Below are 14,065 nucleotides of genomic sequence, written 5' to 3' on the forward strand. Positions count from 1 at the left end.
TAATATTATGAATGCAGATATATTACTAGAAAGTGGAACAGGTGAGCTTGAGATATTAGAGTTCGTAATAAATAAAAAACATTATGCGATAAATGTTATAAAGGTTAAAGAAATAGTGGAAGTTGATAATTTAACAAAATTGCCGCAGTCAAATCCGGCTGTAGGAGGACTTATTCTATGCAGAGATGAGATAGTGACTTTAGTTGATTTGAAATATGTTTTGGATGGAAAAAGCGGCGTGGAAAATATTAAAAACTTTAGAGTTATAATATGTGAATTTAATAAAATTAAAGTGGCATTTAATATTGACGAAATATTAGGGGTTCACCGTATAAAATGGGAAGATATAATGAAGCCTCAAGATATATATGACAATCCCTTAGTTACAGGAAATATTATTTTAGATAATAAAATAATACTGATGCTTGATTTTGAAAAAATAGTTACAGATATAAGTCCTAAAACAGGTATAAGTGAGGACAGAATTGTAGATGTAGAGTATAAGGATAGATCTAACATTAAAATAGTACTAGCTGATGATTCTGTTTTAATAAGAAGATTACTAAAGGATACACTTACAAAAGCAGGATTCAAAAACTTACAATTCTTTAATGATGGTAAACAAGCCTATGACTATTTGATTAATTTAGAAGACGAAAAGCATGAGAAATTTACAGAAGACGTTCAAATGTTAATTACAGACATTGAGATGCCTCAAATGGACGGGCATACACTTACGAGAAAAATTAAGGAACATCCTATTTTAAAAAGGCTGCCGGTTATAATATTTTCTTCACTTATAACAGATGATTTAAAACACAAGGGGATATCTGTAGGTGCAGATGCACAGCTTAGTAAACCGGAAATAGGTGATCTCGTAAAAGTAATAGATAAATATTTGGAGACGTCCATTTAAGTATAAAGTGTAAAAATTTACAAAAATATTTAACATAAACTATTTATAAGCATATAATGTAATGATAATTTTTTTAGGAGGTCTATATTTGATATTTAGTTATCCATATTATGGTTGGAAGGAAAAATGTGAAAAAGTTCCTATAGCATTTCCACCTCAGCATCAGCCTGTACAGCCGGGACTTGAGACTCTTATGTGTCCTAGACCAATATTTAATGATCCAGATTATACTGGAAGCAATAAACTAAAGAATAAAGTAGCTTTAATTACAGGTGGAGACAGTGGAATTGGGAGAGCTGTATCATTGGCTTTTGCTAAAGAAGGTGCAAATATTGTTATTGCATATTATGATGAACATAAGGATGCTGAGTATACAAAAAAATTGATTAAGAATCAAGGGAGAAAATGTGTTTTGATTTCAGGTGATTTAAAAAATGAGCGCTTTTGTAAAAAAATAGTTGAAGAGTCTATTAATGCTTTTGGACATTTAGACATATTGGTAAATAATGCAGGAGTACAATTTCCGCAAAATAGCATTGAGAATATCTCGACAGAACAGCTGGAATGTACATTTCGTACCAATATATTTTCATTTTTTCACGTTACAAAAGCTGCCCTGCGTTACCTTAAAAAAGGAAGTAAAATTATAAATACAGCTTCAATCACGGCTTATAGAGGTGAAAAGCTTTTGATAGATTATTCATCTACTAAAGGGGCTATAGTAAGCTTTACACGTTCTCTTGCACTTTCACTTGTTTCAAAGGGAATAAGGGTAAATGCTGTTGCCCCTGGAGAAATTTGGACTCCATTACAGCCATCAAGTTTTGATGCTAAGTATATAACTACTTTTGGTACGGATGCTCCTATGAAAAGAGCCGGTCAGCCGGTAGAATTGGCACCAATTTATGTTTATTTGGCATCTGATGATTCAAGCTATGTTACAGGTCAGGTTATTCATGTAAATGGAGGCGAATTTGTAGCAACTTAAGGTTTCTATATTGATTTAAATGTTAAGAGTATGAAATAAAGGTTCACGAGAATAGCAAAGAATTCTCATGAGCCTTATTAATTTTTAGTCACTCTTTAAAAAATTTTTTTATTCTCTCATACGCTTGTTCGTCACCTATAGCTATGAATACGTCATTTTTATTAAAAGTTGCATATGGTCCTGGTGAAAGAATTAGTTTATTATTACGCCTTATAGCAATTATAGTAGCCCCCGTATTTTGCCAAAAATTAACCTCAGCTATCGTTTTACCTATAAAACTTGAAGTATTTTCTATTTCAAATTCTAATGGGATAAATGGATTGCAGTTTTTAAACCTATCTGAATAATCGATCAGCTTGTTTGTTAACAGCTGCAGATTATTTTCTAATTCGTGTTTTTTTGTAATTATATTTGAAATTTCTTTTTTTAGCGACTTCATGGAATCTATATCCTTAAATTTATCAATAAACTTAATGGCATTATCTACAGATTTTATAATGATACCGCTGCCTTTTATAACCGTAACTATATCCATATCACTTAATAATGTAACAGATCTTCGTATTGTTTCAGGAGAAACATTATAATTCCCAGCAAGTGTAGATCTCCCGTGAAGCTTTGATCCTATAGGGAAATCACCAGATACTATTCTTGATGCAATATCAATTGCTATTTGTTGGTAAACGGGCCTTATGATTGATTCGTTTGTCATTTGAAAAACTCCTAACTAGTATATAGTCAATGTTTAAAATATTATACTTAATTTTATTTATAACCTAAAACTATTTTAAGTTCATATTGGTGAAAAATCAAGTTAACTTTACAAAGGTACAACTTTATGATAATATATAAGTTGTATCTTAATTTAACAAAATAATTAAATTAATTTGAATTGGGGGAATAATATGATAAAGCTTAAAAATATTAGTAAGAAATTTAAAAATAAGATTGTATTAAAAAATATAAATGTAGAAATAAATGAAGGCGAATTAGTTGTATTTATAGGTCCAAGTGGTTGCGGAAAAACTACAACTTTAAAGATGATAAATAAACTTATAAATCCTACTTCCGGAGAAATTCTAATTGATGGTAGGAATATTGTAAATGAAGATACTATAAAACTTAGAAGAAGAATGGGTTATGTTATACAACAGACGGGACTTTTCCCGCATATGACTGTGAAAGAAAATATTGCTTTGATAGCTAATTTAGAGAAATGGAATAAGGATAGAGTTACAAAAAAAGTTTTTGAACTATTAAAGCTTGTTGGATTGAACAGTGAAGAATATATAGATAAATATCCAAATGAATTAAGTGGAGGACAACAACAAAGAGTTGGAATTGCCAGAGCCTTTATGATGAATCCTGAAATTATTCTAATGGACGAGCCGTTTAGTGCATTGGATCCAATTACAAGAGGTCAGCTTCAAGATGAAGTATATAATATACAACAAGAATTAAAGAAAACTATTATATTTGTAACTCATGATATGGATGAAGCACTAAGGTTAGCAGATAGAATTTGTATTATGAATGATGGTGAAGTGCTACAATTTGATACTCCTGAAAATATTCTTAAATGTCCAGCCAATGATTTTGTCAAAGAATTCATTGGTCAGGATAGAATTTGGAATCAGCCGGAATTAATTAAAGTAAAAGATATAATGATAAAAAATCCAGTTAAGACCATTGAAGAAAGAACATTACTTCAAGCTATTCAAATAATGCAGTCAAATCATGTTGATAGTTTATTAATAGTTGATAGTAATGAAAAACTTAATGGACTTGTTACTTTAAAAGATATAAGAAAGACATTTAATAAAAATACAAAGTTAAAGGATATTATGGAAAAAGGTATTGTAACAGTTTCTGATCAGGATTCAATAATAAATGTACTAGAAAAAATGAGAAAAGAAAATATAGGATATGTACCAGTTGTAGATAATAATACAAGGTTATTAGGACTCATTACTAAAAGTAGCCTTTTATATGTTCTAAGTAATCAGTTTTTAGACAAGGAGGTTTTACTGGATGAATAGTTTAAATGCGTTAAATTCTTTTTTTCTCTTTATATCGGACAGAAAAGATCAGATATATAATTTGTTTTGTGAACATATTGAGTTAACGGTTTTAGCTGTATTGATTTCTATAGCTATTGGTATACCTCTAGGAATATTAATTACGCGAATTCAAAAGTTATCTGCTCCAATAATTGGGATAGCAAATATTATGCAGTCTATTCCTAGTTTAGCACTTTTGGGTTTTTTGATACCTATACTTGGTATAGGCAGTAAGCCGGCTATTACTATGGTTGTTTTGTATTCACTACTACCTATAATTAAAAATACATTTACAGGAATGACTAATATAAATCCATCTACGTTAGAGGCTGCTGAGGGAATGGGATTAACAAAATCTCAAATTTTAACTAAGATTCAGCTGCCATTAGCACTCCCTGTTATTATGTCTGGTATAAGAATATCTGCTGTTACTGCTGTTGGACTTATGACGATTGCAGCATTTATAGGTGCTGGAGGATTGGGGTATTTGGTTTTTTCTGGTGTACAGACCGTTGATAATAATATGATTTTAGCTGGAGCAATACCAGCGTGTATTCTTGCTCTTGCTTTAGATTTTATAATTGGAAAGGTAGAAAAAGTAGTTGTACCAGATGGAATTAAAGCATCTAATTCAAGATTAAAATCTAGGAGAAGAAATAAAATATTTAAAAATAAGAAATTTAAAATAGTTGCGGCAGCCCTTGTTGTTGTAATTGTAGGACTTGGCTTATTTAATGCTTTTGCAAGTAATAAAAAGACAATAGTAATAGGTTCAAAGAATTTTAATGAGCAATTGATACTTGGAAATATTATGGCATCACTAATTGAACATAACACAGATTATAAAGTTGAGAAAAAATTGAATCTTGGTGGGACGAATGTGGTTTTTAATGCTATTAAATCTGGAGATATAGATATGTATGTGGAATATACAGGTACAGGTTTGGTTAATATAATGAAAAAGCAGGTCCCATCAGATCAAGATAAAGTTTATAATGAAGTAAAAGATTATTTTAAAGAAAATTATAATATTGATTGGTTAAAGCCTTTGGGATTTAATAATACCTTTGTATTAGCTTTAAAGGAAGAATTGGCTGATAAGTATAATATTGATACTATATCAGATTTATCTAAAGTAAGTGGAAGCTTAAATTTAGGTTCTACCATGGAGTTTGCTAATAGACCTGATGGATATATTGGTTTAAAGAAATTATATCCTTTAAACTTTAAAAATGTAAAAGGTATAGATGGTGGTTTGAGATATTCAGCGCTGTCTCAAAATTCAGTACAAGTAATAGATGCTTTTTCTACGGATGGCCTGTTAGAAAAATTTAAGTTAAAACTTTTAAAAGACGACAAAAAATTCTTCCCTCCATATTATGCGGCTCCAATAATTAGAGATGATATATTAAAGAAGTATCCAGAATTAGGACCATTGTTAAATAAATTAGAAGGAAGTATAACAGATGCTGATATGAGAAAATTAAATTACAGAGTGGATAATGGAGAAAAGCCTGAAAAGGTAGCAGATGACTTTCTAAGGGGAAAAGGCTTAATTAAATAATAGTAATTAAATTATTTCAAAGTCTAATAAAAGATAAAAATATAAAGCACCGTGAAATTTAAAACACGGTGCTTTTAGTCGTATTATACTTTATTCAAATAACTTTTTACTATTTGGAAATACTAATATTGTTAATAAAAAAACTAAATGAAAGGTATTGAAAACATTTAAAAGGTATGATATTATAATATTACTTTCAAAGTGTTACTTAATCAATAATGATTTATAGGAGAAATTTTATGTTTGCTTTAGAAAGAAGAGAAAAAATTTATGATTATATTCTTAAACTAGGTAATGTAACCGTTTTGGAATTATCTAAAAAATTAGATGTTTCGGAGGTTACAATAAGAAAAGATTTATCATTTTTAGAAAAACAGGGACTTATAGATAGAACATTTGGCGGTGCTATTGTAAAAAGTCCTATAATCAAAGAACAGAGTTATTTAGAAAAAGAGAAGTATATGATAAAGGAAAAAAATTTAATAGGAAGAAAAGCTGCCGAATTTGTAAAACCTAATTCTACAATAATATTAGATGCCGGTACTACAATAATGGAAATGGCAAAAAGTATAAGAGACATCAAAGACCTTAAAGTAATAACCAGTAATCTAAAAATTGCACTTTTTTTAAGTGATTTCCCTAATATAGAAGTTACAGTTATAGGAGGAAGGGTATTTACAAAGTCTCAGGAATGTATGGGAATTGAAGCCTGCAGGTCTGTTGAGAAATATAATGTTGATGCATGCTTTTTGGGATGCGACGCATTTAGCATAAAAGACGGTTTTATGACAACTAATATAGAGAAGATGCATTTAAAACATACTTTTATGGAAATAAGTGAAAAATCTTTTCTGCTTGCCAGTAGTGATAAATATGATAAAAAAAGTATGGTTAGAGTGTCTAAATTTGATGAGCTTACAGGAATAATAGTAGATAAACAGTCAGAAAAACTTATTAAAGACTTTGATAAACATAAAATTGATAACTGTGTATTTGTTTAAATATTCTTGTTTGGAAAGAGGAGATAATTATGATTAAACCCATTATTGCAATTACCTTAGGAGACCCTGCTGGTGTAGGACCTGAGATTGTAGTCAAGGCTTTAAGAAAAAAAGAAATATATGATGTATGTAATCCGCTTGTAATAGGAGATTATGGAGTCCTAAAAAAAGCACTTCAAATAACAAATATATCATTAGAACTGAATACAGTTTCAAATCCATGTGATGGTAAATATACATTGGGCAATATAGATCTTATTGATATGAAGAATATAAATATTGAAACACTAGAATATGGAAAAGTTCAAGCACAGTGTGGCAAAGCGGCATTTGATTATTTATCATATGCGATAAAATTAGCATTAGATAAAAAAGTAACTGCTATAGCTACTACTCCATTAAATAAAGAATCATTTAAAAAAGCAGGAGTGCCTTATATTGGACATACTGAAGTTCTGGAGAGTTTAACCAAGGTTAAAGACCCGCTTACTATGTTTGAAGTAAAGGGACTTAGGACATTTTTCTATAGTAGACATGTTTCATTAAAACATGCCTGTGAATTAATAACTAAAGAGGGAATTGAAGAGTTTGCTGTAAGATGTCAGGAGGCACTTAGAGTTTTAGGTATTGAAAAGCCCCACATGGCTATTGCGGGATTAAATCCACATTCTGGAGAACATGGTCTGTTTGGTGACGAGGAAGTTAAATATATTTATCCGGCTGTTGAGGACTTACGCAAAAAGGGTATTGATATAAGTGGACCAATTGGAGCTGATTCTGTATTTTATCAAGCATTAAATGGGAAATATGATGCAGTTCTTTCACTTTATCATGATCAAGGTCATATTGCAACAAAGATGGTTGATTTTGAAAGAACAATTTCATTAACAAATAATATGCCATTTTTACGTACTTCAGTAGATCATGGTACTGCATTTGATATAGCCGGTACAGGAAAAGTAAGTGATGTTAGCATGGTAGAGGCTATTTTACTTGCGGCTAAGTATGGACCTAGATTTTTAAAAGAAACTCAAAAAAATAATTAAAATATAAATAAAAGCCTCTTATTTTTACTTATAGAAAAGATCCCTCAATCTTTTCCATAAGTAAAAGAGGCAAACAAAAATTATAATTTTACAATATAATTTTATCATATTTTCAGTAGAAATATAAATATTATGTATATTTTTAAATGGTTGATTATAGTCATATCATAATAAAATGTAACCGTTTAATTTTTAACAAACTATAAAAATAAGAGGGAGAGAAGGATATATGTTGAAAACAGTTATTATCGCAGATGACTTGACTGGTGCAAATGATACAGGAGCTATACTTGCGAAAAATGGTATGAAAGTTGGAACTTTACTTCAAAAATCAGATATAAATAAGTTCAATAAATTTGATGTTTTGTGTATTACAACTAACAGCAGAGCTTTAAAACCTTCTGAAGCTTATGATAGAGTGAAGGATGCTGCAAATATGTTTAAAAATAAAGATGAACTATTTTTTAGTAAAAGAATAGATTCTACTTTAAGAGGCAATGTTGGATATGAGATTGATAGTATTATTGATACATTAGGTGAGGATACTTTTGCTATTGTTGTTGCATCTTTTCCAGATTCCGGTCGTGTGAGTGTAGGAGATATACTTCTGGTTAATGGAATACCTCTTGAAAAAACAGAGGTTGTTAAAGATCCTACTTGCCCTGTCAAAACATCTAGAATAACTGAAATAGTTAAAACACAAACCAAGTACAATGTGGGTTTTGTCCCTCTGGATAAGGTCTTGAAGGGTTCTGAAACCATAAAAAATGAAATAATTAGAAATGCTAAAGATGGCAACAGAGTAATTATAATAGATGCTTATACAAATGATGATATAAGTGAAATTGCAAGAGCTTGTATTGATAGTAAACTTAAATTTGTAGCAGTTGATCCAGGTCCATTCACGGCAGTTTCAGCGGATCTATTAAATAAAGACAAAGATAAAGAAACCTTATTAGAAGGAAAAGTACTGTGTGGAATAGGAAGTGCAAGTAGTCTTACAAGGCAGCAAATTAAGAGTTTAAAGGAAAAATATAATCCATTAATTATAAAGACTAATACAGTGGATTTCTTGGATGATGAAAAGAGAGGAAAAGAGATAGAGAGAGTTGTAGATGAGATTACAAGTAAAGAAGATAATTATAATACATTACTTGTTACAACAACTCTTGAGGATAATGATGTTCTGGATTTCTCAGTTATAAAAGAAAGGTTCAGCTTAGATAAAAAAGAATGTGCAAACTTAATAACAGAGTCTATTGCTGAAATTATCTATACAATAATTGAAAAATTAGATACTAAGGTAGGCAGTGTGTACACTTCAGGTGGAGATGTTACGGAGGCATTTTGCAATAGAATAAGAGCAGATGGAATAGAAGTACTGGATGAAGTTGTTCCTCTTGCTATTTATGGTAAGGTTATAGGTGGAATTTGTGATAAAAAACCAATTTTAACTAAAGGTGGATTAGTTGGAAAAGATGATACATTAATAACATGTGTAGAGTATCTCTATCAAAAAATGGGCAAATAATAAGTTTTAAGTAAACAGAATTAAATTTATGAGAAAGAGGTAAAAAATTATGAGTTCAGGAATACAAATGATAATTGGTCTAATTATTGGTATATGCTTACTTGTATTCTTAATTACAAAAACGAGAGTACATGTATTTTTGGGAGTAATTATTTGTGCTGTTACAATAGGTGTTATTGGTGGTATGGATCAAATGACGCTTGTAAATTCGATTACTAAGGGATTTGGTAATTCATTAAGCAGCATAGGTATTATAATCGGATTTGGTGTTATGCTTGGAAAACTTTTAGAGGTATCTGGTGCTACTGAGGTTATGGCGAATACTTTTATAAAATTGTTTGGACATAAAAAGGAAGAATATGCACTGGCCACTTCCGGATTTGTAACTTCTCTATCAATATTTTGTACATCGGGATTTATAATATTAGCACCATTAGTCAAAGGATTGTCTAAAAAGACCGGTAAATCTGTTGTATCACTTGGAATAGCATTAGCAGGCGGACTTCTTATGAGTCATACTTTAGTTCCACCAGCTGCTGGGCCTATAGGTGTCGCAGGAATTTTAAATGTCAACATCGGAAAATTTATGCTATTTGGAACTATTATAGCTATTCCGATATTATGTGCTATAATACCATATGCAAAGTATTTAGGAAAGAAAATATATCAATTACCTAATGATACTGAGGATGGCTGGGTAAGACCAGAACAAGAACAAAATATATCACTTAACGAAACAAAGGATAATAATATTGAAGCAAATAAAAATTTGCCTTCACCGTTTATGGCTTTTGCTCCAATTTTAATTCCAATATTATTGATATTATTAAATACTGTGCTAAAATCGTTGAAAGTTAAAAATACTATTATAATGTCGCTTTCTAATTTTACAGGTGCTCCAATAATTGCACTGGCAATAGGACTCTTGATTGCTATTATAGGTTTAACTAGTCAATTCACTAAAGAAGAGACATTGGATGCTATGGAGGAAGGACTTAAAGCAAGTGGTAAATTACTTCTGTTAGTCGGAGGTGGTGGAGCACTTGGAATGATTATACAAAATAGTGGAGTTGGAACATTTATTGCAACAAACATTGCAAAAACAAGTATACCTCCAATATTGTTACCATTCTTAATTTCTTGTTTATTAAGATTAGTACAGGGGTCAGGTTCTGTGGCTATGATGACTTCGGCTTCGGTTACTGCTCCAATGATACCATTACTTCATGTTGATCCTGTTTTTGCAGCTTTAGCAGCCTGCGTTGGTTCAATGATATTCTCGTACTTCAATGATTCTTATTTCTGGGTTATCAATGAATCAATTGGTATAAATAATGTTAAAGAACAAATGAAGGTTTGGTCTGTTACATCAACTATAGCTTGCTTTGTAGGATTAATTGCATTATTAATATTAAATTTTTTCTTTGGTTAGTATAGGGTTTGTAACTGAAAGCTTAACTTAGCCTTTAGCCGGGATTTCCAAAATACGTCACGTAAAAAATTTCTAGTAAGTCTAAGCTTGCGTTTATAAAAGTCTAAGCAGATTTTATAAACTCGCTTTACTCAAACATATAAAATCCACTAAGGCTTTTAAGAACGCTTCACTAAGACTTACTACAAAATTTTTTAATGTGCCTAAATTTTAGAAATCCCGGCTAGAGGCTAAGTTAAGCTTAGAATTACAATAAAAGCATTTAATATACCTATATTTTGTCAGCATCTCCTTCTATATAAATTAATCTTAGAATAAATATAATTAGACTTCTATATACATAAAAAACAAAAAAGCTATAAAATTTTTATGAAAATGATTGCATATGAACTACAAATATGTTAGAATGATCGTGTAATACGAACTAGTGAAACATATATGCTAAATGCATTTATGTAATTTGGTTATAATAATATTGCTGTAAACGTTTTTGAATATTAAATTAATGGAGGGAAAATATTATGGAATTAAATTTAGACACAATTAAAAAAGCACAGGAAAATATTAAAAAGGTAGTAAGAAAAACTCCGTTGTTTTACACAAGTACTTTCTCAAATAAGTGTAATTGCAATATATATTTAAAGTGTGAAAACAAACAAAAAACAGGCGCTTTTAAATTAAGAGGTGCATACAATAAATTAGTGAATTTGACAGATGAACAAAAGAAAAGGGGAGTTATAGCATCTTCTGCAGGAAATCATGCACAAGGAGTTGCATATGCGGCAACAGCATTTAATGTTAAGTCAACAATAGTTATGCCAGAGACTGCTCCTTTGGCAAAAGTTAAAGCAACTAGGGGATATGGCGCTGAAGTTATTCAGTCAGGACAGGTATATGATGACTGTTATGCTAAAGCTGTAGAAGTTCAAAAAGAAACTGGTGCAACATTTATAAATCCATTCAATGATATAGATGTAATGGCTGGACAGGGAACAATTGCACTTGAAGTATTAGAAGAACTTCCAGAAGCTGATTGTATAATAGTTCCAATCGGCGGAGGTGGATTAATATCCGGTATAGCAACAGCAGCAAAATCAATAAAACCATCAATAAAAATAATTGGTGTACAACCTGAGATAATTGCTTCAAGTAAGGCTTCAATTGAAAAAGGCGAGGTTGTAACTTTACCGGGAGCTAAATCACTTGCAGATGGTATATCAGTAAGTACTCCAGGAGATAAATGTTTCGAGTATATAAAGAAGTATGTTGATGAAATAGTTACTATAAGTGAAGATGAAATAGCATATGGTATGTTTGAACTTATGGAGAGAAATAAGCTAATTGCCGAAGGTGCAGGAGCATCACCACTTGCAGCTTTACTTGCAGGAAAAATAAAAGGTATGGAAGGCAAAAATGTAGTTGCACTTGTAAGCGGCGGAAATGTTGATATAGCTACGACTGCTAAAATAATAGAAAGAGAATTAGTTTTATTAAAGAGAAGAATTAGATTTTCAGTAGAACTTCAGGATAAAGAAGGAACCCTGGGAACATTAATATCTGAAATTGGTAAAATGGGAGGAAATGTTGTTACAGTGAGACAAAATAACAACTGGAATGAAAAAGGTCTTGATTTTGCAGATGTATTATTTGAAGTTACTGTACCTTCTGAAGAACATGGAGATCAAATTAAAAATAAACTTAAAGAATCAGGATACAAACTTGGATCTTACAAATGTATCTAGTGGATTTTGACTTGAGAATTAGTATATGTCTATAATTTAGGGATATGTTGCCAAACCGGCAACATATCCCTTTTATAATAAATTTTTTTATATTGTTGTATTTAAAATGACACAATACGTCATTTATCAAAAAATAATTTAATATAGAACAAAAATGTGTTAAAAAAGAATTGTTAAAGCATTTTATATATAATGATTTTTTTGGAATTTTTGTAAACATTTTCAGTCACACTGAAATAATCAAATTAGGAGGAATAACAATGGGAAATTACAAAGAATTATGGACAAAACTAGGAGTTGATTTAGAGAAGCATGACAAGCTTTGTGCAGTACTTCCTGAGATGTATGGAAATACATATTTAACTCAAGAAAATAGACCTCAGGGTATGAACTATTTTAATTCTGTTGTAGCTGAGATACACGGATTTAGAATACAAGAATTAGATGAACTCAAAAAAAAGGGAACTAAAGTTGTGGGAACTTTTTGTGTTTTTGTCCCGGACGAAATTATATTAGCAGCAGGTGCAGTAGGAGTTGGACTTTGTGCTGGTTCTGAATTCTGGGTAGAGGATGGAGAAAAGGTACTTCCTAGAAATATGTGTCCATTAATAAAAGCACTAATGGGAGCGAAAGTTGGCGGAACATGTCCTTATTTTCAGTCATGTGATATGATAATTGGAGAGACTACATGTGATGGAAAGAAAAAGGCTTGGGAAGTGTTAGACAAATATGTACCTGTCCATGTTATGGAAATCCCTCAAATGAAAAGAGATAAAGATTATAAACTGTGGGCTAGTGAAATAAAAGAATTTATAAATAAAATGGAAGAACTTACAGGAAATAAGATTACTGTTGAGTCCTTAAAAGCTGCAATGAAAACTGTAAGTGAGAAAAGGAAAGCCTTAAAAAGATTATATGATTTAAGAAAATATAAACCTTCACCTATAAGTGGTTTAGATTCACTTTTAATATCACAAATAGCTTTTTATGATGATCCTGAGAGATTTACACAAAAGTTAAATGAATTATGTGATGAACTTGAGGAAAGAGTAAAAGAAGATAAGGGCAATTGTGGTACTAAAAAAAGAATACTAATAACTGGAACTCCTATGGCACTTCCAAATTGGAAATTGCATTCCATAATAGAGAGTCTTGATGCAGAAGTAGTAGTAGAAGAAAATTGTACAGGCACTAGATATTTTGAAAATCAGGTATCTAGTGAAGGTGAAACAATGGAACAGTTAATTACCAATATATCCGATAGATATTTGAATATAAATTGTGCATGCTTCACTCCAAACACAGGAAGAATAGATGATATAGTAAGATATGTAAAAGAATATAATATTGATGGAGTTATAGATGCCGATTTGGCTTTTTGCCATACCTATGCTGTTGAAAGTAGTTCTGTTGAGAAAGAATTAAAGGATAGAAATATCCCTATAATGCATATAGAAACAGATTATTCTACAGAAGATTCGGGACAAATAAAAACAAGGGTTGAGGCATTCTTGGAGATGTTATAATGAAAAAAACCAGGTATTATATATTATTTCCATCACACACTGATGCAATAAGGATGGAGGAACTTCTGAAAAATGAAAAGATAGGATATACTATAGTTCCGACACCAAGAGAAATTTCGTTATGCTGTGGAATTTCTATAATGTACAATAAATGTGATGAAGAAAAAATAAAAGAGTTGATAGATTTAAACAAAATTAATACATCGGGTCTTCACTCTATAGTTCATGAGTTTAAAAATCCTTATTTATAGTGTGAGGT

General features: G+C 30.7%; 12 protein-coding genes. 11 read left to right on the forward strand and 1 reads right to left on the reverse strand.

All coding sequences use genetic code 11. The features are described 5' to 3' along the window. Positions 1-7 precede the first annotated feature (7 nt). Positions 8-916: a chemotaxis protein gene (locus D4Z93_RS03790; protein WP_119970520.1), complete on the forward strand. Its 909-nt coding sequence runs from the start codon at positions 8-10 to the stop codon at positions 914-916. A gap of 88 nt (positions 917-1,004) precedes the next feature. Beyond that, complete coding sequence (locus tag D4Z93_RS03795; protein ID WP_119970522.1) at positions 1,005-1,904, forward strand: SDR family oxidoreductase; 900 nt, start codon at positions 1,005-1,007, stop codon at positions 1,902-1,904. Between the two features lie 88 nt (positions 1,905-1,992). On the opposite strand, the gene D4Z93_RS03800 is transcribed toward D4Z93_RS03795, so the two are convergent. Then, the gene (locus tag D4Z93_RS03800; RefSeq protein ID WP_119970524.1) at positions 1,993-2,616 is read right to left on the reverse strand and encodes a GntR family transcriptional regulator; all 624 of its coding nucleotides are present in this window, start codon (positions 2,614-2,616) and stop codon (positions 1,993-1,995) included. Between the two features lie 193 nt (positions 2,617-2,809). Here D4Z93_RS03800 and D4Z93_RS03805 point away from each other — a divergent pair, with 193 nt between their 5' ends. From D4Z93_RS03805 to D4Z93_RS03845, 9 genes are all read left to right on the forward strand, one after another. Next, entirely contained in the window at positions 2,810-3,943 is a 1,134-nt protein-coding gene (locus tag D4Z93_RS03805; RefSeq protein WP_119970526.1) for a betaine/proline/choline family ABC transporter ATP-binding protein, read from the forward strand. Next, positions 3,936-5,528: an ABC transporter permease/substrate-binding protein gene (locus D4Z93_RS03810; RefSeq protein ID WP_119970528.1), complete on the forward strand. Its 1,593-nt coding sequence runs from the start codon at positions 3,936-3,938 to the stop codon at positions 5,526-5,528. The genes D4Z93_RS03805 and D4Z93_RS03810 overlap by 8 nt, the downstream gene beginning before the upstream one ends. 239 nt (positions 5,529-5,767) lie before the next feature. Beyond that, on the forward strand, positions 5,768-6,529 hold the full coding sequence (locus D4Z93_RS03815; RefSeq protein ID WP_119970530.1) for a DeoR/GlpR family DNA-binding transcription regulator: 762 nt from the start codon (positions 5,768-5,770) through the stop codon (positions 6,527-6,529). Positions 6,530-6,558: 29 nt separating this feature from the next. Further along, positions 6,559-7,575 (forward strand): 4-hydroxythreonine-4-phosphate dehydrogenase PdxA, encoded by a 1,017-nt coding sequence (pdxA, locus tag D4Z93_RS03820; protein WP_119970532.1) that lies wholly within the window; start codon positions 6,559-6,561, stop codon positions 7,573-7,575. 229 nt (positions 7,576-7,804) lie between these two features. Further along, entirely contained in the window at positions 7,805-9,106 is a 1,302-nt protein-coding gene (locus D4Z93_RS03825; protein ID WP_119970534.1) for a four-carbon acid sugar kinase family protein, read from the forward strand. A 49-nt stretch (positions 9,107-9,155) separates the two neighbouring features. Beyond that, positions 9,156-10,538: a GntP family permease gene (locus D4Z93_RS03830; RefSeq protein ID WP_119970536.1), complete on the forward strand. Its 1,383-nt coding sequence runs from the start codon at positions 9,156-9,158 to the stop codon at positions 10,536-10,538. Between the two features lie 521 nt (positions 10,539-11,059). Further along, positions 11,060-12,280, forward strand: a complete 1,221-nt coding sequence (gene ilvA / locus D4Z93_RS03835; RefSeq protein ID WP_119970538.1) for a threonine ammonia-lyase — start codon at positions 11,060-11,062, stop codon at positions 12,278-12,280. 260 nt (positions 12,281-12,540) lie between these two features. Next, a complete protein-coding gene (locus D4Z93_RS03840) occupies positions 12,541-13,806 on the forward strand; it encodes a double-cubane-cluster-containing anaerobic reductase (RefSeq protein ID WP_119970540.1) in 1,266 nt (421 codons plus the stop codon). After that, the gene (locus D4Z93_RS03845) at positions 13,806-14,057 is read left to right on the forward strand and encodes a putative Se/S carrier protein (RefSeq protein ID WP_119970542.1); all 252 of its coding nucleotides are present in this window, start codon (positions 13,806-13,808) and stop codon (positions 14,055-14,057) included. The genes D4Z93_RS03840 and D4Z93_RS03845 overlap by 1 nt, the downstream gene beginning before the upstream one ends. Positions 14,058-14,065 lie beyond the last annotated feature (8 nt).

It is taken from the genome of Clostridium fermenticellae (genome assembly GCF_003600355.1).
Lineage (GTDB): Bacteria > Bacillota > Clostridia > Clostridiales > Clostridiaceae > Clostridium_AV > Clostridium_AV fermenticellae.

Coding starts and splice junctions, on each gene's coding strand:
- pdxA (WP_119970532.1), top strand. CDS start 6,559: ATGATTAAACCCATTATTGCAATTACCTTAGGAGACCCTGCTGGTGTA.
- ilvA (WP_119970538.1), top strand. CDS start 11,060: ATGGAATTAAATTTAGACACAATTAAAAAAGCACAGGAAAATATTAAA.
- D4Z93_RS03805 (WP_119970526.1), top strand. CDS start 2,810: ATGATAAAGCTTAAAAATATTAGTAAGAAATTTAAAAATAAGATTGTA.
- D4Z93_RS03815 (WP_119970530.1), top strand. CDS start 5,768: ATGTTTGCTTTAGAAAGAAGAGAAAAAATTTATGATTATATTCTTAAA.
- D4Z93_RS03840 (WP_119970540.1), top strand. CDS start 12,541: ATGGGAAATTACAAAGAATTATGGACAAAACTAGGAGTTGATTTAGAG.
- D4Z93_RS03830 (WP_119970536.1), top strand. CDS start 9,156: ATGAGTTCAGGAATACAAATGATAATTGGTCTAATTATTGGTATATGC.
- D4Z93_RS03810 (WP_119970528.1), top strand. CDS start 3,936: ATGAATAGTTTAAATGCGTTAAATTCTTTTTTTCTCTTTATATCGGAC.
- D4Z93_RS03845 (WP_119970542.1), top strand. CDS start 13,806: ATGAAAAAAACCAGGTATTATATATTATTTCCATCACACACTGATGCA.
- D4Z93_RS03825 (WP_119970534.1), top strand. CDS start 7,805: ATGTTGAAAACAGTTATTATCGCAGATGACTTGACTGGTGCAAATGAT.
- D4Z93_RS03790 (WP_119970520.1), top strand. CDS start 8: ATGAATGCAGATATATTACTAGAAAGTGGAACAGGTGAGCTTGAGATA.
- D4Z93_RS03800 (WP_119970524.1), bottom strand. CDS start 2,616: ATGACAAACGAATCAATCATAAGGCCCGTTTACCAACAAATAGCAATT.